General features: G+C 67.2%; 19 protein-coding genes. 9 read left to right on the top strand and 10 right to left on the bottom strand.

Annotated features, from left to right (window positions below; genetic code table 11):
• The first annotated feature begins 2 nt into the window (after positions 1-2).
• The 5 genes from secF (at position 3) to A5759_RS10985 (ending at position 6,352) form a co-directional block, all read left to right on the top strand.
• Positions 3-1,274 (top strand): protein translocase subunit SecF, encoded by a 1,272-nt coding sequence (gene secF, locus A5759_RS11005; protein WP_068197340.1) that lies wholly within the window; start codon positions 3-5, stop codon positions 1,272-1,274.
• Between the two features lie 4 nt (positions 1,275-1,278).
• Positions 1,279-2,970, top strand: coding sequence for an ABC transporter substrate-binding protein (locus A5759_RS11000; RefSeq protein ID WP_082962077.1), 1,692 nt, complete (start codon positions 1,279-1,281; stop codon positions 2,968-2,970).
• Positions 2,937-3,503 carry an adenine phosphoribosyltransferase gene (locus A5759_RS10995; protein WP_068197337.1) on the top strand — a complete coding sequence of 189 codons (567 nt, stop codon included), beginning with the start codon at positions 2,937-2,939 and terminating at the stop codon, positions 3,501-3,503. The genes A5759_RS11000 and A5759_RS10995 overlap by 34 nt, the downstream gene beginning before the upstream one ends.
• Positions 3,504-3,587: 84 nt before the next feature.
• A complete protein-coding gene (locus A5759_RS10990; protein ID WP_068198251.1) occupies positions 3,588-5,942 on the top strand; it encodes a bifunctional (p)ppGpp synthetase/guanosine-3',5'-bis(diphosphate) 3'-pyrophosphohydrolase in 2,355 nt (784 codons plus the stop codon).
• 116 nt (positions 5,943-6,058) lie between these two features.
• A complete protein-coding gene (locus tag A5759_RS10985) occupies positions 6,059-6,352 on the top strand; it encodes a DUF4333 domain-containing protein (protein ID WP_068197335.1) in 294 nt (97 codons plus the stop codon).
• A 4-nt stretch (positions 6,353-6,356) separates the two neighbouring features.
• Here the strand turns inward: A5759_RS10985 and A5759_RS10980 are convergent, their stop codons facing one another.
• Both A5759_RS10980 and A5759_RS10975 read right to left on the bottom strand, forming a co-directional pair.
• Positions 6,357-7,352 (bottom strand): peptidylprolyl isomerase, encoded by a 996-nt coding sequence (locus tag A5759_RS10980; RefSeq protein ID WP_064395380.1) that lies wholly within the window; start codon positions 7,350-7,352, stop codon positions 6,357-6,359.
• Positions 7,353-7,356: 4 nt separating this feature from the next.
• Positions 7,357-8,226 carry a peptidylprolyl isomerase gene (locus A5759_RS10975; protein WP_068197332.1) on the bottom strand — a complete coding sequence of 290 codons (870 nt, stop codon included), beginning with the start codon at positions 8,224-8,226 and terminating at the stop codon, positions 7,357-7,359.
• Positions 8,227-8,329: 103 nt separating this feature from the next.
• Between A5759_RS10975 and A5759_RS10970 the strand changes: the two genes are divergently transcribed.
• Both A5759_RS10970 and hisS read left to right on the top strand, forming a co-directional pair.
• The gene (locus tag A5759_RS10970) at positions 8,330-9,016 is read left to right on the top strand and encodes an MBL fold metallo-hydrolase (RefSeq protein WP_064395619.1); all 687 of its coding nucleotides are present in this window, start codon (positions 8,330-8,332) and stop codon (positions 9,014-9,016) included.
• A 9-nt stretch (positions 9,017-9,025) separates the two neighbouring features.
• The gene (hisS, locus tag A5759_RS10965) at positions 9,026-10,291 is read left to right on the top strand and encodes a histidine--tRNA ligase (RefSeq protein WP_068197329.1); all 1,266 of its coding nucleotides are present in this window, start codon (positions 9,026-9,028) and stop codon (positions 10,289-10,291) included.
• Between the two features lie 94 nt (positions 10,292-10,385).
• Here hisS and A5759_RS26325 read toward each other — a convergent pair whose 3' ends face one another.
• From A5759_RS26325 to urtA, 7 genes are all read right to left on the bottom strand, one after another.
• Positions 10,386-10,928, bottom strand: coding sequence for a hypothetical protein (locus tag A5759_RS26325; protein ID WP_082962076.1), 543 nt, complete (start codon positions 10,926-10,928; stop codon positions 10,386-10,388).
• Positions 10,925-11,455 (bottom strand): hypothetical protein, encoded by a 531-nt coding sequence (locus A5759_RS26105; RefSeq protein ID WP_197506017.1) that lies wholly within the window; start codon positions 11,453-11,455, stop codon positions 10,925-10,927. Before A5759_RS26105 ends, A5759_RS26325 begins: the two co-directional genes overlap by 4 nt.
• Before the next feature lie 100 nt (positions 11,456-11,555).
• Positions 11,556-12,248 (bottom strand): urea ABC transporter ATP-binding subunit UrtE, encoded by a 693-nt coding sequence (gene urtE, locus A5759_RS10950; RefSeq protein ID WP_068197326.1) that lies wholly within the window; start codon positions 12,246-12,248, stop codon positions 11,556-11,558.
• The gene (gene urtD, locus A5759_RS10945; protein ID WP_064395385.1) at positions 12,248-13,066 is read right to left on the bottom strand and encodes an urea ABC transporter ATP-binding protein UrtD; all 819 of its coding nucleotides are present in this window, start codon (positions 13,064-13,066) and stop codon (positions 12,248-12,250) included. The genes urtE and urtD overlap by 1 nt, the downstream gene beginning before the upstream one ends.
• A complete protein-coding gene (gene urtC, locus A5759_RS10940) occupies positions 13,063-14,181 on the bottom strand; it encodes an urea ABC transporter permease subunit UrtC (RefSeq protein WP_064395386.1) in 1,119 nt (372 codons plus the stop codon). Before urtC ends, urtD begins: the two co-directional genes overlap by 4 nt.
• Positions 14,178-15,062 carry an urea ABC transporter permease subunit UrtB gene (urtB, locus tag A5759_RS10935; protein WP_064395387.1) on the bottom strand — a complete coding sequence of 295 codons (885 nt, stop codon included), beginning with the start codon at positions 15,060-15,062 and terminating at the stop codon, positions 14,178-14,180. Before urtB ends, urtC begins: the two co-directional genes overlap by 4 nt.
• A gap of 36 nt (positions 15,063-15,098) precedes the next feature.
• Complete coding sequence (gene urtA, locus A5759_RS10930; RefSeq protein WP_064395388.1) at positions 15,099-16,364, bottom strand: urea ABC transporter substrate-binding protein; 1,266 nt, start codon at positions 16,362-16,364, stop codon at positions 15,099-15,101.
• Between the two features lie 256 nt (positions 16,365-16,620).
• Between urtA and A5759_RS10925 the strand changes: the two genes are divergently transcribed.
• Positions 16,621-17,040, top strand: coding sequence for a hypothetical protein (locus A5759_RS10925; RefSeq protein WP_120275537.1), 420 nt, complete (start codon positions 16,621-16,623; stop codon positions 17,038-17,040).
• Positions 17,041-17,067: 27 nt separating this feature from the next.
• Here A5759_RS10925 and helR read toward each other — a convergent pair whose 3' ends face one another.
• Positions 17,068-19,242, bottom strand: a complete 2,175-nt coding sequence (helR, locus tag A5759_RS10920) for an RNA polymerase recycling motor ATPase HelR (RefSeq protein WP_068197323.1) — start codon at positions 19,240-19,242, stop codon at positions 17,068-17,070.
• A gap of 81 nt (positions 19,243-19,323) precedes the next feature.
• On the opposite strand from helR, the gene A5759_RS10915 reads away from it, so the two are divergent.
• Positions 19,324-20,343 (top strand): Rv2578c family radical SAM protein, encoded by a 1,020-nt coding sequence (locus tag A5759_RS10915; protein ID WP_068197320.1) that lies wholly within the window; start codon positions 19,324-19,326, stop codon positions 20,341-20,343.

The following is a 20,343-nucleotide window of genomic DNA, read 5'->3' as shown; positions in this document are numbered from 1 at the left end:
ATATGGCGCCCAAACAGTCATCGGAAGAACAGCAGACCAGCGCCGTGGAGGCGCCGAACCTCGAGTCGACCGCCCCTCAGCACGGCTTCTTCGTCCGCCTGTACACCGGCACCGGTGCCTTCGAGGTCATCGGCAAGCGCAAGCTGTGGTATGCCGTCAGCGGTGCGATCGTGCTGGTGTGCCTGCTCAGCATGCTGCTGCGCGGCTTCACCTTCGGCATCGACTTCGAGGGCGGCACCAAGGTGTCGATGCCGACCGCGACCGAATCGGGCACCGTGACCGTCCAGCAGGTCGAGGACGTGTTCAGCAAGACGCTGGGTAAGAACCCCGAGTCGGTGGTCGTGGTCGGCAGCGGCGGATCGGCCACCGTGCAGATCCGGTCCGAGACGCTGACCAACGAGGAGACCGAGGAGCTGCGCACCGCGCTGTTCGACGCGTTCAAGCCGAGGGGGGCGAACGGAGCGCCCAGCAAGCAGGCCATCAGCGATTCCGCGGTGTCGGAGACGTGGGGAGGCCAGATCACCCAGAAGGCGCTGATCGCGCTGGTGGTGTTCCTCGTGCTGGCGACCGTCTACATCATGCTGCGCTATGAGCGCTACATGTCGATCGCCGCGATGGCGACGCTGGTGTTCGACCTTGTGGTGACCGCCGGTGTGTACTCGCTCGTCGGCTTCGAGGTCACCCCGGCCACGGTGATCGGCCTGCTCACGATTCTCGGCTTCTCGCTCTATGACACCGTCATCGTGTTCGACAAGGTCGAGGAGAACACCCACGGCTTCGAGCACACCACGAGACGCACCTTCGCCGAACACGCCAACCTCGCGGTCAACCAGACCTTCATGCGGTCCATCAACACCAGCCTAATTTCGGTGTTGCCGATCGTGGCGTTGATGGTCGTGGCGGTGTGGCTGCTGGGTGTGGGCACGCTGATGGACTTGGCGCTGGTGCAGTTGGTCGGCGTCATCGTCGGCACCTACTCGTCGATCTTCTTCGCAACCCCTCTGCTGGTCACGCTGCGCGAGCGCACGGACCTCGTGCGCAACCACACCCGCCGGGTGATGAACCGCCGTAAGAATGCGACGGCACGCGCCTCCCAAGCCGACGACGATTCCGACGAACCCGAGACGGTCGGCGCGGCCGCGACGGCGCGTGCCGACGCTGCGACGCGCACCACTCCGCCGCCGGACAAGCCCGCGCCGGGGGCACGCCCGGTGCGGCCGATCAGCAGCCGGACCGGACGCCCGTCGGGTAAGCGCGATACGCGGCGGCGGTAGGGAGATGAGCGCCGGCAAGCGGGCGGGCACACAGCCCGCGAGGGCAGTGAACCCGATCCGGCGTTGCGGTGTCCTGGCGGGCGTACTGGTGCTCGCCGCGTCGTTGGCGTCGGCGTGCACGCGCAGCCCCGCCGACAGCATCGACTACGCCGTCGACGGCACGCTGATCACCTACAACACCAACACTGTCGCGGGCGCCGCCTCGGCCGGTCCGCAGGCCTTCGCGCGGGTGCTGACGGGCTTCAACTACCACGGCCCCGACGGCCAGATCGTCGGCGATCACGACTTCGGAACCATCTCGGTCGTCGGCAGGCAACCGCTGGTCCTCGACTACGAGGTCAACGCGAACGCGGTGTATTCCGACGGAAAACCGATCACCTGCGACGACGTCGTGTTGGCGTGGGCGTCGCAGTCCGGGCGGTTCCCGAACTTCGACGCCGCCAGCCGCGCGGGTTACAGCGATATCGCCACGGTGGACTGCACGCCGGGGCAGAAGAAGGCGCGGGTGTCGTTCGCGCCCGATCGTGGGTTCGTCGATTTCGGGCAGTTGTTCTCCGCGACGTCGATGATGCCGTCGCACGTCATCGCCGACCAGCTCGGTCTCGGCGATGGCGGAGTCACCCGGGCCATCCTCGAGAACGACGGTGCCGCGGTGGAGCGCATCGCCCAGGTCTGGAACACCGGTTGGGAGCTGAAACCCGATCTCGACCTGAAGCGGTTCCCGTCGTCGGGGCCGTACAAGCTGGAATCGGTGACCGAGGACGGGGCCGTCGTGTTGGTGGCCAACGACAAATGGTGGGGCGCCGAGCCGATCACCAAGGAGGTCACCGTGTGGCCGCGCGGCGCCGACATCCAGGAGCGCGTCAATCAGGGCGCCTACGACGTCGTCGACATCGCCACCGGATCATCGGGCACGCTGAACATGCCCGACGACTACGTGCGAACCGATGCCCCGTCGGCCGGCATCCAACAGCTGATCTTCGCGCCGGAGGGGCCCTTGGCGGCCCCGCCGGCCCGCCGCGCGCTGGCCCTCTGCACACCGCGCGACGTGATCGCCCGCAACGCCGAGCAGCCCATCGCCAACTCGCGGCTCAATCCCGCCACCGAGGATGCCTACAGCGGGGCCGAGGCCGGTCCGGAGCCAGGACAGTTCGTCGCCGCCAACCCAGACGCCGCCCGCGCCGCGCTCAACGCACGCCCCATGACCGTCCGCATGGGGTATCAGAGCCCGAACGCGCGGCTGGCGGCCACCGTCGGCGCCATCGCCAAGTCGTGTGCGCCCGCCGGCATTACCGTCGAAGAGGCCGCAAGCGACACCGTGGGCCCACTGTCGTTGCGCAACAACGAGATCGACGTGCTGATCGCCAGCACGGGTGGTGCCGCGGGGAGCGGGTCGACCGGCTCGTCGGCGATGGACGCCTACCAGTTCCACACCGGGAACGGCAACAACCTGCCGCGCTACTCCAACCCACAGGTGGACCGGGTCATCTCCGCGATCGCGATCACCAACGACCCCAAGGAAATGGCCCGGCTGCTCAGCGAGGGCGGCCCGGTGCTGTGGGCCGACATGCCGACGCTGCCGCTGTACCGGCAGCAGCGGACGGTGCTGACATCGAAGAAGATGTTCGCCGTGAGCACCAACCCGACGCGGTGGGGCGCGGGATGGAACATGGACCGTTGGGTGTTGGACCGGTGAGTGATGGTGGCGGAGACATCTCGTCGCTGATCGCGAGGATGATGCGCGAGGTGCCCGACTTTCCGGAGCCTGGCGTCGCGTTCAAGGACCTCACCCCGTTGTTGGCCGACGCGCACGGATTGGCCGCGGTGACCGACGCGTTCGCCGAGGTCGCCCGCGGCGCGGACCTGGTGGCGGGGATCGACGCGCGCGGTTTCCTGCTCGGTGCGGCGGTCGCATTGCGGCTGGGCACGGGCGTGTTGGCGATCCGCAAGGGCGGCAAGCTGCCGCCACCGGTGTTCAGTGAGACCTATGCGCTCGAATACGGCACGGCCACGCTGGAGATTCCAGCCGACGGGATCGACCTCGGCGGCCGCAGTGTGCTCATCATCGACGATGTGCTGGCCACCGGCGGCACGGCGGCCGCGGCGGTCAAACTGTTGCAGAACGCGGGTGCCTCCGTACCGGGCGCCGCGGTGCTCCTCGAGTTGACCGCGCTGGGCGGTCGCGAAGCGCTCGAACCGCTGCCGGTCACCTCGCTCTACACCGTCTGAGGGATATCCTCGAAGGCGCGTGCCTGAAATGCAGCCGTCGAGACCGATGAGCGCTTTGCGTGAGGACCAGACCGGGAGGTGACCATGGCTGAAGAACCCGGCACGGGCCAGGCCGTGCAGTCAGCGCCGCCCGGCGCCCAGATTCCCGAGACGCAACCGCTGGAGCTGCCGAAGCCCTCCGCGAGCGCGTCGCGCCGTGTGCGAGCCCGGCTGGCGCGCCGGATGACGTCGCAGCGCAGCGCGATCAACCCCGTGCTCGAGCCGCTGGTCGCCGTCCATAAGGAGATCTACCCGAAGGCCAATCTGCAATTGCTGCAGCGGGCCTACGAGGTGGCCGAGCGGCGGCACGCCGATCAGCTTCGCCGGTCGGGTGATCCCTACATCACGCATCCGTTGGCGGTGGCCAACATCTTGGCCGAGCTCGGCATGGACACCACCACGCTGATCGCGGCGCTGCTTCACGACACGGTCGAGGACACGGGATACACCCTGGAAGCGCTGACCGAGGAGTTCGGCACCGAGGTCGGCCATCTGGTCGACGGCGTCACCAAGCTGGACAAGGTCGCGCTGGGCACCGCCGCGGAGGGCGAGACCATCCGCAAGATGATCATCGCGATGGCACGCGATGCTCGCGTGCTGGTGATCAAGGTCGCCGACCGGCTGCACAACATGCGCACGATGCGGTTCCTGCCGCCCGAGAAGCAGCAGCGCAAGGCGCGTGAGACCCTGGAAGTCATTGCACCGCTTGCGCATCGGCTGGGAATGGCGACGGTCAAGTGGGAACTGGAGGATCTCGCCTTCGCGATCCTGCACCCCAAAAAGTACGAGGAGATCGTGCGACTGGTCGCCGACCGTGCGCCGTCGCGCGACACCTACCTGGCCAAGGTGCGCGCCGAGATCACCGCGACGCTGAACGCATCGAAGATCACCGCGATCGTGGAGGGCCGCCCCAAGCACTACTGGTCGATCTACCAGAAGATGATCGTCAAGGGCCGCGACTTCGACGACATCCACGACCTCGTCGGGGTGCGCATCCTCTGCGACGAGATCCGGGACTGCTATGCGGCTTTGGGCGTGGTCCACTCGCTGTGGCAGCCGATGGCGGGGCGGTTCAAGGACTACATCGCCCAGCCGCGGTACGGCGTGTACCAGTCGTTGCACACCACCGTCGTCGGCCCCGAGGGCAAGCCCCTGGAAGTGCAGATCCGCACCCACGACATGCACAAGACGGCCGAGCTGGGGATCGCCGCACACTGGCGTTACAAGGAAACCAAGGGTCGCAACGCCATTCCGAACCAGCACTCGTCGGCCGAGATCGACGACATGGCCTGGATGCGTCAACTTCTGGACTGGCAGCGGGAGGCCGCCGACCCCGGCGAGTTCCTCGAGTCGTTGCGTTACGACCTTGCGGTGCAGGAGATCTTCGTGTTCACCCCGAAGGGGGACGTGATCACGCTGCCGACCGGGTCGACGCCGGTCGACTTCGCCTACGCGGTGCACACCGAGGTCGGTCACCGCTGTATCGGTGCACGGGTGAACGGCCGCCTCGTCGCATTGGAACGCAAGCTCGAAAACGGCGAAGTGGTCGAGGTTTTCACGTCCAAGGCGATGAACGCCGGACCGTCGCGCGACTGGCAGACCTTCGTGGTCTCACCGCGCGCGAAGGCCAAGATCCGGCAGTGGTTCGCCAAGGAGCGCCGCGAGGAGGCGCTGGAAGCCGGTAAGGACGCCATTGCCCGCGAGGTTCGGCGCGGCGGACTTCCGTTGCAGCGCTTGATGAACGCCGAGTCGATGGGCGCGCTGGCCCGCGAACTGCGGTACGTCGACGTCTCGGCGCTCTACACCGCAGTCGGCGAGGGTCATGTCTCGGCGCGGCATGTGGTGCAGCGGCTGGTCGCACAGGTCGGTGGGGACGAGGAAGCCTCCGACGAACTCGCCGAGAGGTCGACGCCTGCGACGATGCCGGTGCGCCAACGCACCAGCGACGACGTCGGGGTGGCCGTGCCGGGTGCTCCCGGCGTGCTGACCAAGCTCGCCAAGTGTTGTACGCCGGTGCCCGGCGACAACATCATGGGTTTCGTCACCCGCGGCGGCGGGGTCAGCGTGCATCGCACCGACTGCACGAACGCCGGGTCGCTGCAGCAGCAGTCGGAGCGGATCATTGACGTGAAGTGGGCACCGTCGCCCTCGTCGGTGTTCCTGGTCGCCATTCAGGTCGAGGCGCTCGACCGGCACCGGTTGCTGTCGGACGTCACGCGGGTGTTGGCCGACGAGAAGGTGAACATCCTGAGCGCGTCGGTGACGACGTCCAATGACCGGGTGGCCATCAGTCGGTTCACCTTCGAGATGGGCGACCCCAAGCATCTGGGCCACGTGCTCAACGTGGTGCGCAATGTGGAGGGTGTCTACGACGTCTACCGGGTCACTTCCGCGGCGTGAGCCGCAATTGGGCAGAAGCGGCGTGAGCCGCAGTTGGGCAGAAGCGGCGTGAGCCGGCGCAGTGGCAAATTTCGCTGAAGCGCGTCAATTTTTGCTCGTTCTGGGATACTGCGACGATGCGGCCCGCCGTCGTCGTCCTTCTCGTCTCCCTCGGAGTCGCCGTCGTCGGTTGCGGGTCGACGATCAAGCCCGATGCAGCTGCGCAGTCCGTCGTCGACCTGGTCTCCGAGCAGACGGGGTTCACACCGACCGACGTGAAGTGCCCCGAGGACGTCGAGGCAGAAGAGGGCGCGAAGTTCGAGTGCACGTTCACTGGACCCGAAGGTGTGGCGTACACCGCGAACATGCGGGTGACCAAGGTCGAGGGCGAGGACGTCGAGTTCTACATCGAGACCGCCCCGGCCGAGTAGTCGCTCAATCCAAGCGGATCGACTCGACGACGACGTCGGCGACGGGCTTGCCGTCCTCGCCGCCGTCGGCCACACCCTCGGCCGCGATCTTGTCCAGTGTCGCCAGACCGGTCTGGTCGATCGTGCCGAACACCGTGTACGTCGGCGGCAGCTGCGAGTCCTCGTAAACGAGGAAGAACTGGCTGCCGTTGGTGCCGACGCCGGCGTTGGCCATCGCCAGAGTCCCGCGCGGATAGCGCACCGGCGAGCGCAGCGCCGGATCGCTCAACCGGTACTGGTTGGTCGGGTATTCGTTCGGGAACTGATACCCGGGGCCGCCGATGCCGGTTCCGCTGGGGTCGCCGCACTGCAACACCCCGAGATGCACTGCCGTCGTCAGCCGGTGGCAGGGGGTGTCGTCGAAGAAGCCCTGCTGGGCCAGGTTGGCGAAGCTGTTGACCGTGCACGGGGCCTTGGCGTTGTCCAATTGCAGACCAATGTCGCCCTTGCTGGTGGTCATGCTGGCGCTGACAAGCGCGGGGTCCGTGGGTACGCGTCCGGTGCGCGGCAGCTTGGCCGGCTTGCTCGACGGCTCTGCGGTGCGCGGGTACTGGCAATTCGAGCCGAGCGTCGCGGGCCGATCGAACTTCGGCAGTTCGTCGACCGCCAGACCGCCGGTCGCGCCGTCGGGAACCGCACCGTCAAACCTCTCGAGTTCACGGCCCAACGCCGCCAGGAAGACGACGCTGATGACGACCACCAGCACCGTCAACACCGACACCAGGTATCCGATGACCAGACCCGCGATGGCCAGCCCGCGACCCTCCTCGCCGGTCTTCTTGATCTGCGACAGCGACACGTGGCCAAACACGATGCCCAGCGGCGCGAAGACGAACGCGCACACCAGCGCCGCGACGGCCAGCGTGTTGGTCTGCCTGGGCGGCGGATAGCCGTACGAGTGTTGCTGCGCCGGATAGCCGTACGGCGGTGGAGGACCGCCGTACGGCGGGGGCGCGGTCACGGCGTCAGTCCAACAGGATCGACTTCACGGTGACCGGCGTGGCCGGCGCACCATCCTGGCCGCCGCCGGCGACCCCGCCCTGCGCGATCTTGTCCAGCGTGGCCAGGCCGGTGTCGTCGACCCTGCCGAACACCGTGTAGTTCGGGGGCAGCTTGGAGTCCTGGTAGACGAGGAAGAACTGGCTGCCGTTGGTGTTCGGACCGGCGTTGGCCATGGCCAGGGTGCCGCGCGGATAGGTGACCGGCTCTTGGAGCTTGGGGTCGTCGGGCTGGAACTGGTTGGTCGGGTACTCATTGGCGAACGAGTAGCCCGGGCCGCCGGAGCCCTTGCCTGTCGGGTCGCCGCACTGCAGCACCTTGAGCTGTTCGGCGGTGGTCAACCGGTGGCATGGGGTGTTGTCGAAGTAGCCCTGCTGGGCGAGGCTGGCGAAGCTGTTCACCGTGCACGGCGCCTTGCCGTTGTCGAGCAGCAGGCCGAGGTTGCCCTGGTCGGTGGACATGCTGGCGCTGATCTCGGCGGGTTCGGTGGGCACCTTGCCTGCGCGGGGCGGATCAACCGGCTTGCTGGCCTGCTCGGCGGACGCCGGGTACTGGCAATTCTCGCCGAGTCCGGCCGGTGCTACGAACGCCGGAAGCGATCCGGGCGCCGACGGGGCCGCCGACGTGGGCGAGGTCTCCGTGGCGGCCGCGGTCTGGCTGTCGGAGTCGCGGTTGGTGACGACGAGCGCGACCACCGCGGCGACCACGACGATCGCGCCGGCCACCGAGCCGATGATCGCGTACTGGCGCCGCTTGCGTGCCTTCTCCGCGCGACGCTCCAACTGCCGCTCGAGCTTGCGCTTCGCCGTCGCCCGCCGCTGTTCATTGGTCGGCACCGCTGATGTCCTCCTCTTGTCGGTCGATCGGCAACGAGTGTGCCAGGCATTGCTGAGTGTGGCGCCGCGACCCACGCCATCGGGTGGTGGGAAACTGGACGTCGTGTTCATCACCGGGTTTGCCGCCGGCATGCTGGCGTGCAACTGCTACGTGCTGGCCCCACGGGCCGGGGGCGACGCCATCGTCGTCGACCCCGGCCAGCGGGCGATGGGGCCGTTGCGCCGGATCCTGGACGAGAACCGGCTGACACCTGCGGCGGTGCTGCTCACCCACGGCCACATAGACCACATCTGGTCGGCCCAGAAGGTGGCCGACATGTACGGCTGCCCGGCCTACATCCATCCCGAGGACCGCTTCATGCTGACCGACCCGATCAAGGACTTCGGGCGGGGGTTCCTCGGGGGCCTGGCCAGCTCGGCGTTCGGCGCGTTGTTCCGCGAGCCCAAGCAGGTGCTCGAACTGGACAAGGACGGCGACAAGGTGGAGTTGGGCGGTGTGACGGTCACCGTCGACCACACGCCCGGACACACCCGCGGGTCGGTGGTGTTCCGCGTCGACGAGGCCATCGGGTCCGGGCCGGGTTCGGTCGCGTTCACGGGCGATACCCTGTTCCGGCAGTCGGTGGGCCGGACGGACCTGCCGGGCGGCAGTGGTCGAGACCTGCTCGGCTCGATCGTCAACAAACTGTTGGTGCTCGACGACGACACCGTGGTACTACCGGGGCACGGCCCGAAGTCCACGATCGGTGTCGAACGCCGCACCAACCCGTTTCTCGAAGGCTTGATCTAGTGAGTTCCAGTGAGTGAATTTCAGGCGCCCAAGGGCGTCCCGGACTACCTGCCGCCCGACTCGGCGCAATTCGTCGGTGTGCGCGACGGTCTGCTCGACACCGCCCGCCGGGCCGGCTACGGCGACGTCGAACTGCCGATCTTCGAGGACACCGCGTTATTCGCGCGCGGGGTCGGGGAGTCGACCGATGTGGTGTCGAAGGAGATGTACACGTTCTCCGACCGCGGTGACCGCTCGGTCACGTTGCGGCCGGAGGGCACCGCGGGGGTGATGCGCGCCGTCATCGAGCACGGCCTGGACCGCGGGCCGCTTCCGGTGAAGCTGTGCTACTCGGGCCCCTTCTTCCGGTACGAGCGACCGCAGGCCGGCCGCTACCGTCAGCTGCAGCAGGTCGGGGTGGAGGCCATCGGCGTCGACGACCCGGCCCTGGACGCCGAGGTGATCGCGATCGCCGATGCGGGCTTCCGATCGCTGGGACTCGACGGTTTCCGGCTGGAGATCACCTCGCTGGGTGACGAGACCTGCCGTCCGCAGTACCGGGAATTGTTGCAGGACTTCCTGTTCAAGCTGGACCTCGACGACGAGACTCGGCGGCGCGCGGAGATCAACCCGCTGCGGGTGCTCGACGACAAGCGCCCGAAGATGCGTGAGATGACCGCCGATGCGCCGGTGATGCTCGACCACCTCTCCGACGTCGCCAAACAGCACTTCGACACCGTGCTGGCGCATCTGGACGCGTTGGCGGTGCCGTATGCCATCAACCCGCGCATGGTGCGCGGGCTGGACTACTACACCAAGACCACCTTCGAGTTCGTCCACGATGGGCTCGGCGCGCAGTCGGGTATCGGTGGCGGCGGACGCTACGACGGCCTGATGGCACAGCTCGGCGGAAAAGACTTGTCGGGCATCGGATTCGGCCTGGGCGTCGACCGCACATTGTTGGCGTTGAAAGCCGAGGGCAAGACCGTCGGCGGGACCGCGCGGGTCGATGTCTTCGGCGTGCCGCTGGGCGAACAGGCCAAGGTGACGCTGTCGGTGCTGGGCGCGCGACTGCGGGCCGCGGGTGTGCGCGTCGACCTTGCCTACGGTGACCGTGGAATCAAGGGGGCGATGCGCGCAGCGGACCGCTCGGGCGCGGCGCTTGCGCTGGTCGCCGGTGACCGCGATATCGAGGGGGGCACGATCGGTGTGAAGAACCTGGCGACCGGGCAGCAGACGGACGTAGCGGTGGACGACGTGCTGGCCGAGGTGCTGGCCCGCCTCAACCGCGCCTGACTCCTTGCCCCTGGTGGCGCGAGCGTGCGGGTCTGCACACGACACACCGCGAATTTTCGGCAGTTTGCGCACACTGGCTGCCTATCGAGCGTGCTCAAGCGCGGTGTACGGCGTCGGCGAGCACCCGGTCGAGCATCCCGACGCCTCCGCTGAACACGTTGCCGCGCATGAGGACTCGCGTCGATGACGGGGTGACAGCGACCAGAGTCGACGTCAGCAACCGCGACCGCCGCTCGAATCGCACTTGGTTCAGCGGTGCCACAATCTCACCGGTGCCGTCGCGGTAGGTCTGGTTCTGGCGGTCGAAGACGGCCGCCGCGGGGTACGCGCTCAGCGGTGTCATCCGCATGTGTCGAAGTGCTGCGCCCCCGCGCATCATCGCTCGGAACGCCACGATGCCGATGACGAGCAGCGCAGCACCGATCGCCGCCGAGGGCCACACCATCGAATACGCGAACGCGTAGAAGATCGATACGACGCCGAAGCCGCCGAAGATCAACGCCGACATCGTCAACAGCAGCACCGTCATCTCCGTCGGCGCGCGTCCTCGGTCAATCAGCAGGACCTCAAAACCGCGCTCGGCCACCACGACAGGCCCCTGATCCGCCAGCGCGATCGGCTCGAGCGACGGGTTCACGCAGAGCCGCGGGCGACCGAGTTGAGAAGTTCGTCGATGTGCCCGACCCCACCGTCGAACGGGTTGCCGCGCTTGAGTGTCTTCGTGCCGCCGGGTGTGACGGCGACGAGTTTCGGTGAGCTGGAACCGATTTGGAACTTACGCGCAAAGCGCACCTGATCCAGCTGCACCAGGGCTCCACCGCGGTAGCTGAACAGCTCGAGCTTGCGGTCGAGCACCGCGGCGGGCCGGCACTCGTGCAGCGGTCGGCTGCGGTACTTGCGGATCCTGCGCACGACGAGAAATGCGGACACCGCCAGTACCACGCCCACGGCGAGGAAGACGGCACCCAGCGCCCGCGACGGGGCACCGCCGATCAGCGTGATCAGCCCGAACCCGCCGACGACGATCGTCAGGACGCCGAGCACGAATGCCAGCACCGTCAGCGCTCCGGTGCCTCGGTCCAGGACCAACACCCGACGACCGTCGTCGGTGACGACAAGTCCACCGGTGTCGGCCAGTACCTGCGGCTCCGAAGCTGTGTTCACGGGTGCACTGTGCCACTTCGGTGGCCGCGAGCGTGCGCAAACTGCTGGAAATGCGCGGCGTGTCGTAGGCAGACGCGCGCGCTCGCGGAAGGAGACAGCACTAGATGGCCATCGCGGCGCGGACGTCGGCTTCAGAGGACGAGCCGCCCGCGCCGCTGGACGTCACCCGGCCCGACTCGAGGACGTAGTAGTGCTGTGAGGACTCCAGCGCGAAACCGATGTGCTGTTCGACCAGCAGCACGCCCATGTCACCCCGCTGGGTCAGCGACGTGATCGCGGCCTCGATCTCGGCGACCACCGACGGCTGGATGCCCTCGGTCGGCTCGTCGAGGATCAGGCACTTCGGCGTGGTGATCAGCGCGCGGGCGATCGCCAACTGCTGGCGCTGACCCCCCGACAGCAGACCGGCGCGGCGCGTCAACAACTCCTTCAGCGCGGGAAACAGGTCGAGTTGTTCGTCGATAAGCCGCTTACCGTTCTTGCGCCCGTCCGCGACGACTTGCAAATTCTCGATCGTGGTGAGCTGGCCGAACGACTGCTGGCCCTGCGGCACGTAGGCCAGTCCACGCGCGACGCGCGCACTCGGGCGCAGCCTGCTGATGTCGTCGCCGTCGAAGAGCACCTTGCCCGCACTGCATCGCAACAATCCGACCGCGGCACGCAGCAGCGTGGTCTTACCCGCTCCGTTGTGGCCCATCACCGCGGCCACCCCGTCGGAGGGCACGTCGACGCTGGCCCCGTGGATGACCTCGGACCGGCCGTACCCGCAACGCACGTCGACCAGTGACAGCATCAGGACTCCTCGATGAGTTCGGCGGGGACATCGGCAGTGCCCGCCGCGGCGGTGCCGAGGTAGACCTCTTGCACCTTGGGGTTGGCCTGCACCTCGGCGACAGAGCCCTCGGCGATCACCTGTCCGCGCGCGAGCACGCTCACCGACGTGGCGAACGCGCGCATGAAGTCCATGTCGTGTTCGACGACGACCACTGTGCGCTGGGCCCCGATGCGGCGCAACAGCTTTCCAGTCTCCTCGCGTTCCTCGTGGCTCATGCCCGCGACGGGTTCGTCGAGCAGCAGCACGTCGGCGTTCTGCACTAGCAGCATGCCGATCTCCAGCCACTGCTTCTGCCCGTGGGCCAGCACCCCGGCCGGCTTGTCGGCCAGGTCGTTCAACCCGATGGTGTCGAGCGCCTCTTCGATCGCGGGAAGCACACCCTTGCGGCGCCGCAACAACGTCCACGCCGACCGTCCGGCACCCGCCGCGATGTCGAGATTCTGCAGCACGGTCAGCTGCTCGAAGACGGTGGCCGTTTGGAACGTGCGCCCCACCCCGAGCCGGGCAATCTGATGCACCTTCTTGCCGAGCAGTTCGACGCCGGATTTGTTGACCGACCCGGCGGCGTCGACCAGGCCGGTGATCGCGTCGATGACCGTCGTCTTGCCCGCACCGTTCGGGCCGATCAGGAAGCGCAGGTCGCCCTGAAACAGCGTCAAGTCGACATCGCTGACCGCCTTGAAGCCATCGAAATCCACTGTGAGTCCGCGTACTTCGAGGTACTCGGTGCCCATGCCGACGTTGCCGCCGGCAATCGGTTCCGCTTCCAGCGTCATGTGGCTGCACCCACCTTCTCGGTGTCGGGATCGGCCTGCGGTAGGGGTTCGACGGCGGCGGGTTTCGGGCGCCTGCGGATCCGGCGCCGTTTCAACAGCACGCCCAGACCGGCCAGCCCGGCCGGGAAGAAGCCGACCACGACGATGAACAGCAGGCCCTGTGCGTAGGTCCATTCCGAGGGGAAGCGTTCGGAGAACAGCGTCTGCGCCCACGCGACCCCGATCGCGCCGAGCACCGGCCCCAGCAGCGTGGTGCGCCCGCCGATCGCCACGCCGATCAGGAACGCGATCGAGGGCAGGATGCCCACCTGCGAGGGTGCGATGAACCCGACGATCGGGGCGAACAACGCGCCCGCGATACTGGCGAACAACGCCGCCACGGTGTAGGCGACCACCTTGATGTTCGCCGGGTCGTAGCCGAGGAAGCGGACACGCTCCTCACCGTCGCGAACCGCGACCAGCAGCTCGCCGTACCGGCTCTGCATCAGTTGGCCGACCACCGCGACGACGGCGAGCAACACGCCGGCGGCGATGAAGTACAGCATGCGCCGGTTGGCCGGGTCGTTGAGCGTGAACCCGAAGAACGTGCGAAACCTGTTGAGCCCGTTGCTGCCACCCAGGCTGGTCTGCCCGACGAGCAGAATCGCCAGCGCGGCGGCCAGCGCCTGCGACAGGATGGCGAAATAGGCACCCTTGACGCGGCGCTTGAACACGCCGAGCCCGAGCGCAGCCGCGATCGCCGTCGGCACCACCACGATTGCCGCCAGGGTGAAGACGGGGGAGGCGAACGGCTGCCAGTAGCCGGGCAATTCGCGCACACCGGCGATCTGCATGAAGTCCGGCACGTCGTTGCCGAATATCTGCGCGTCGGCGATCTTCAGATGCATGCCCATCATGTAGCCGCCGAGCCCGAAGAACACGCCCTGACCCAACACGAGCATGCCGCCGCGGCCCCAGGCCAGTCCGATCCCCACCGCGACGATCGCGAAGCACAGAAACTTGCCCAGCAGGCTGAGCCGAAAATCCGACAGCACCGCGGGCGCCACGGCGAACAGCAGCACCGCGGCCACCGCGAAACCGGCCCAGGTCTGCCAGCGGCCAACGAAGGTTCTCACGCGAGACTCCTTGTCCGGACGGTGAACAGGCCCTGCGGCCGAGCCTGCAGGAAGATCACGATGATCACGAACACGATCACCTTGGCCAGCGACGCGGTGGTGTTGTATTCGATGAACGAGTTCAAGAAGCCCAGCGCGAACGCCGCGATCACCGTGCCCTTGATCTGGCCGAGTCCGCCGACCACGACCACCAGGAAGGCGTCGATCAGATAGCTCTGCCCGATGGTCGGGCTGGTCGACCCGATCAGCGTCAACGCGACACCGGCCACCGCGGCCAGCCCCGAACCGATGAAAAACGTTGTGATGTCGGTCTTCCGGGACGAAATTCCGCTGGTTTCGGCGAGGTCGCGGTTCTGGACGACCGCCCGGATCCGCCGGCCCATCGGGCTGGCCTTGAGCGCGGCGGCCAGCGTCGCGACGCAGACGACGGCCAGCACCAGGATGAAAATCCGGGTCTTGGGCACCACCGCCCCGAACATCTCCACCCCGCCCGACAACCACGCCGGCGCCACCACGTTGACCGCGGGAGCCCCGAAGACGTCGCGAGCGACCTGCTGAAGAATCAACCCGACACCGAAGGTGACCAGCAGTGTGTCCAGCGGCCGGTGATACATCCGGCGGATCAGCGTGGTCTCCAGAAGCGCACCCATCGCGCCACCGATCACAAATCCGACAGCCAGCGAGATCAACAGCGACGCACCGGCGCTCGACACGATCTGCTGCACCACGTAGGCGGTGTAGCAACCGGCCATGATGAACTCGCCGTGCGCCATGTTGATGACGCCCATCTGGCCGAACGTCAGCGACAACCCCAGCGCGGCCAGCAACAGGATCGAGCCGAGGCTCAATCCCGTTGCCAGCTGCCCGATCAGGACATCCACTACGACATACTCCCGTCGCTTCGCTCGCCCGGAGCCTCAGCTGGACAGGCCGGCCGCCCACGGATACGACTTGAGATAGGGGTCGGGTTCGATCGGTCCCGGCGACTCCCAGACCGTGTAGATCAGCCCGTCGGGCCGGATCTCGCCGATACGCGCGGTCTTGGTGATGTGGTGGTTCTCCCCGTCGATGGTGACCAGGCCCTCCGGGGCGTCGAACGTCACGCCACCCGCATTGTCCTGAATCGCCTTGACGTCGAACGACTTCGCCTTCTCCACCGTGTTCTTCCACAGGTACACCGAGACGTAGGCGGCCTCCATCGGATCCGACGTCGGCTTGTTGGCGCCGTACTTGTCCTTGTAGGCCTTGACGAACGCCTTGTTGACCGGGTTGTCGACGGTCTCGTAGTAGTTCCAGGCGGTGAGTTGGCCGGTGATGTTGCCGATGCCGATGCCGCCGACCTCTTCCTCGGCGATCGACACCGACACCACCGGCATCGCCTCCGGGGTCAGGCCGACGTTGCGGTACTCCCGGAAGAAGGCCACGTTCGAATCCCCGTTGAGCGTGTTGAACACGGCGTCGGCATTGGCGGTGCGGACCTTGTTGACGATGGTCGAGAAATCCGTCGAGCCCAGCGGCGTGTAGTCCTCGCCCTTGATCTCGATGCCGTTGGCGCCCGCGTATGCCTTGATGATCCGGTTGGCGGTCTGCGGGAACACGTAGTCGCTGCCGACCAGATAAAGCGACTTGACGCCCTTTTCTTTGAGGTAGTCCAGCGCGGGCACGATCTGTTGATTGGTGGTAGCGCCGGTGTAGAAGATGTTCTTCGACGACTCCAGGCCTTCGTACTGCACGGGGTAATACAGCAGCGAGTTGGCGCTCTCGAAGACCGGCAGCATCGCCTTGCGCGACGACGAGGTCCACCCGCCGAACACCGCTGCGACGCAGTCACTGCTGATGAGCTTTTCGGCCTTCTCAGCGAACACCGTCGGCTCGGACGCGCCGTCCTCGCCGACGAGCTGGATCTGCTTGCCCATCACACCGCCGGAGGCGTTTATCTGCTCCACCGCGAGGTCGATGGCGTTGCGGACGGTCACTTCGGAGATGGCCATCGTGCCCGACAACGAGTTCAGCGCACCCACTTTGATCGTCGGGCCCGAGGTGTCGACGCACGATTGGGCGTTCGTCGAATCCGACTCGGTCGCCTTGCTTCCGCAGCCGGCCAGCACCAAGCTTGTCGCGGCGACGATTCCGCCGGCAACAAGGGCTGAACGTCTCACGGAGGACCGTCGTGGTAGTCGCATGAACAGCCTTTCCCTATATATCCGCAGCGCACATCGGTCGATGAGCGTCGAGTCGGGCGCGAGGGTCCCGACGTCGCGTGGTTGTCGAATCGGGACGTTAGAGCGACGGTGTTTCTGGGAAATGTCTGCGTGTGACGAACAAATTAACCTGTGACTTCTCCGCAGGTCGTTCGCCGTTAAGCGGCGCACAAACGGCGCTCGGTCGCGGTGCCGCCGCGGCTGTAACGGTTTGGTACCGTCCGGCGATGTGACGAACATGCGAACAGCTACAACCAAGGTCGGGGCGGCTCTCATGGTGGCGGCGGCGTCAGTCGCGGTCAGCCATGCGACGGCGAATGCCCAGTCGGAAGGCCACGTGGTCCGGTACACGCTGACGTCAACGGCTCCTGCCGACTTCCAACTCAACTATCTGACGGCTCAGCCTCCGAACAAGGAGGCCTACAACGCCGACGCGTATGCGTACCTGAAGAAGGAAGAAGTGGTCTTGCAGCCGGGCGTGCCGTGGGTGTTCGAGACGACGATGGCCGACCCGCAGTGGGCGATCCTCACCGCGAGCACGGGCGTCCACGCCATGCAAGCCTCCCCGAACCCACACTGCGAGATCGCGATCGACGGTGAGGTGGCGGTGCAGCAGGACGGCACGTACACGGTGCAGTGCCAGCTCAGCCAGTGGTGACCGCACCGCGGTAGGTATCGCGGCCGCTCAGTCGGCCACGCTCTGGAGCTCGGACAATTTCAACGTGGGTGGCAGCGGCTCGGTGTGCAGCACACCGAGCCGCTGTGTCGCGCGGGTGAGCGCGACGTAGAGGTCGGCCGCCCCGCGAGGACCGTCGGCCAGGATTCGGCCCGGCTCGACGACGAGAACCGCGTCGAACTCCAATCCTTTGATCTCCGACGGTGACATGGTCCCCGCCATTCCCGCAGGCCCGATCACGATGCTGGTCCCGTCGCGGCTGTCTTCGTCGCGCCGGAACTCCTCGATCGCGCCGGGTAGTTCGTCGGTTTCGATGAGGCGCGCCCATGGCCGAACACCGCATGCGCGAACGGATTCGGGTGGCCGCACGTCGGGCGCGAACTCGGCGAGCAGGCCCGCGGCGATGTCCATGATCTCGGCGGGCGTGCGGTAGTTCACCGACAGCGGCCGATACACCCAGCGCCCGGGCACATACGGATCGAGCATCGAGCCCCACGACGTGGCGCCCGCTGCTGATCGGCGTTGCGCCAGATCGCCCACCACGGTGAAGGACTTGCTGGGACACCGACGCATCAGCACCCGCCAGTCCATCTCCGAAAGCTCCTGCGCCTCGTCGACGACGACGTGCCGGTATGTCCAATCACGGTCTGCCGCAGCACGTTCAGCGAGGTCACGGTTGTCGCGCTCGACGAACCGGTCGGCGAGGTCTTCGGCGCCGATGAGGTCGGTGGCGAGCAGGTGATCCTCGTCGGCCATCAGGTCCTCGCGGGCCACCATCAGGTCCAGCACGCCGGCGGCGTACGCGGCCTCCTCCTGCCGCTGAGTCTCGGCCGCGGGGTCCGGTTTGATGCCGCCCAGCATGTCGACCAGCTCGTCGAGCAGCGGCACGTCCGACACCGTCCAGGCATCGCCTTGGGCGCGCAGCAGGGACTCGTCGGCGCCTACGGCGCTGAGTCGTTCAACCGACTCGTAGAGCCCGGCCAGCAAGGCCTCCGGTGTCAGCTGCGGCCACAGCTCGTCGAGGGCGGTGTTGAACGCGTCGTGGTCACCGAGTTCGTCGAGAAGCTCGGCGCGCAGGTGTTCCCACGCCGCCTTGTCGTCGCGGGTCAGCCAGCCCTTGCCGATGCGGGCGATCGCCCGCTCGGTGAGCGCCCAGGTGATGACGTCGACGAACACCGCGCGCGCGTCGTTGTGCGGCAAGCCGCTGTCGCGGGCTTCCTGGATCGCCCACTCGGCCGTCTCGGCATCGATTCGCACCGTGACGTCGGCCAGCTTGATCGGCACCGGTTCTTCGGGGACCCGTTGCCGGTCGGCGATCGCCGCGGCCAGCACGTCCAAGATCGTCAGCGACCCCTTCGCCCGTGCCGCGTCGGGAGTGTCCTCGGCGGTGACCCGCAGGCCAGGAACGAGGTCACCGGTCGTCATGAACACGACGTTGGTCTCACCGAGCGAGGGCAGCACCCGGTCGATGTGCCGTAGGAACGCGGTGTTCGGGCCGATCACCAGCACGCCGTGGCGTTCCATCCGCTCCCGCTGCGTGTAGAGCAGGTAGGCGACACGGTGCAGTGCGACGACGGTCTTGCCCGTGCCCGGGCCGCCCTCGATCACCAGGACGCCCGGGTGCTCGAGCCGGATGATCTCGTCCTGTTCGGACTGGATGGTCGCGACGATGTCGCGCATGCCCTCGCCGCGGGGCGCGTTGACCGCTGCGAGTAACGCGGCGTCACCCTGCGCACCTTCGGTGGGCCTGCCCAGGGTCTCGTCGGTGAAATCGGTGATGCGACGCCCGATGGAGTGGAACTGGCGCCGGCGGCGCATGCCCTCGGGGTGGGCCGCGGTGGCGACGTAGAACGGGCGCGCCGCGGGAGCCCGCCAGTCGAGAAGCAGCGGCTCGTACTCGTTGGCCTCGTCCATTAACCCGATACGACCGATGTAGAGACGATCGCCCGTGACGCTGTCCAGCCGACCGAAGCACAGCCCGTGGTCGGCCACGTTGAGCCGGTTCATCCGCTTGGCCACCGCGCGCACCTCGGCATCACGGTCGACCAGTGAGCCGCCGTCACCGCGCAGCGCCGCGTCGTAGTGCGCCCGCACCCGTGCGCGTTCGGCGTCGAGTCGCGCGTACAACCCGTCGATGTAGCGCTGCTCGGAGCGCAGCTCGTCCTCGTGGCTTTCGCTCGCCACATCGCCCCCAATATCTGTCCTGCAAAGCGCTCGAGCGCGTCGACCTTGACAACCCATCGAACGTGAGTTCGAATCGAGTGTATGCGGTGGGATGGTCAGGGTGTCGGCGTCGACGACGGTGCGCTGCCCGGCCTGCAGCGTATCGGTTTCGTGCGCAGCGTGCGGACGCCGCAGTTCGAGGGCATCACATTCCACGAAGTGCTGTGCAAATCGGCGCTCAACAAGGTGCCCAACGGGGCCATGCTGCCGTTCCGGTTCACGGTCAACGGCTACCGCGGATGCTCGCACGCCTGTCGCTATTGCTTCGCGAGGCCCACGCACGAATATCTCGATCTGGACTCCGGCAGCGACTTCGACAGTCAGGTCGTGGTCAAGACCAACGTGGCCGACGTGCTACGCCGCGAACTGTCGCGGCGGTCGTGGCAGCGTGAGACGGTGGCGTTGGGCACCAACACCGATCCCTACCAGCGGGCCGAGGGCCGCTATGCGCTCATGCCGGGGATCATCTCGGCCCTGACCGATTCCGGCACCCCGTTCTCCATCCTCACCAAGGGCACGCTGCTGCGACGCGACTTGCCGCTGATCCGCGAGGCCGCCCGTCAGGTCGACGTCAGCGTGGCGGTTTCGCTCGCCATCGAAGATCCCGTGCTGCACAGGGAAGTCGAACCGGGCACACCGTCGCCGCAGGCGCGGCTCGGGCTGATCGCCGCGATCCGCGACGCCGGTCTGGACTGCCATGTGATGGTGGCGCCGGTGTTGCCGCATCTGACGGACTCGGCCGAGCATCTCGAGGCGCTGCTCGCCCAGATCGCGGCGGCGGGCGCCACCGGTGTCACCGTCTTCGGCCTGCACCTGCGCGGTTCGACGCGCGGCTGGTTCATGAACTGGCTGGCCGGCTCGCACCCGGAGCTGGTGGGAAAGTACCGCGAGCTGTATCGCCGCGGCGCCTACCTGCCGCAGGACTATCGGAAGATGTTGCACCACCGGGCGGCACCGCTTGTCGCCAAGTACGGCCTGGCGCCCGACCGCCGGTCGTTCCGCGCCGCGGCCACACCGCCCGCGCCTGTACCCGTCCCAGCGTTGCAACCCACCCTGTTCTGA

Source organism: Mycobacterium sp. 852014-52144_SCH5372336 (genome assembly GCF_001665615.1).
Classification (GTDB): Bacteria; Actinomycetota; Actinomycetes; order Mycobacteriales; family Mycobacteriaceae; genus Mycobacterium; species Mycobacterium neumannii_A.
Note: the sequence above shows the minus strand (reverse complement) of the source record. Positions and strands in the feature narration are given on the sequence as shown.

Excerpts from the sequence above, each read along its gene's own strand:
- secF (WP_068197340.1), top strand. The coding sequence starts at position 3 with ATGGCGCCCAAACAGTCATCGGAAGAACAGCAGACCAGCGCCGTGGAG.
- A5759_RS11000 (WP_082962077.1), top strand. The coding sequence starts at position 1,279 with ATGAGCGCCGGCAAGCGGGCGGGCACACAGCCCGCGAGGGCAGTGAAC.
- A5759_RS10995 (WP_068197337.1), top strand. The coding sequence starts at position 2,937 with ATGGAACATGGACCGTTGGGTGTTGGACCGGTGAGTGATGGTGGCGGA.
- A5759_RS10990 (WP_068198251.1), top strand. The coding sequence starts at position 3,588 with ATGGCTGAAGAACCCGGCACGGGCCAGGCCGTGCAGTCAGCGCCGCCC.
- A5759_RS10985 (WP_068197335.1), top strand. The coding sequence starts at position 6,059 with ATGCGGCCCGCCGTCGTCGTCCTTCTCGTCTCCCTCGGAGTCGCCGTC.
- urtE (WP_068197326.1), bottom strand. The coding sequence starts at position 12,248 with ATGCTGTCACTGGTCGACGTGCGTTGCGGGTACGGCCGGTCCGAGGTC.
- urtD (WP_064395385.1), bottom strand. The coding sequence starts at position 13,066 with ATGACGCTGGAAGCGGAACCGATTGCCGGCGGCAACGTCGGCATGGGC.
- urtA (WP_064395388.1), bottom strand. The coding sequence starts at position 16,364 with ATGCGACTACCACGACGGTCCTCCGTGAGACGTTCAGCCCTTGTTGCC.
- A5759_RS10925 (WP_120275537.1), top strand. The coding sequence starts at position 16,621 with ATGCGAACAGCTACAACCAAGGTCGGGGCGGCTCTCATGGTGGCGGCG.
- A5759_RS10915 (WP_068197320.1), top strand. The coding sequence starts at position 19,324 with ATGCGGTGGGATGGTCAGGGTGTCGGCGTCGACGACGGTGCGCTGCCC.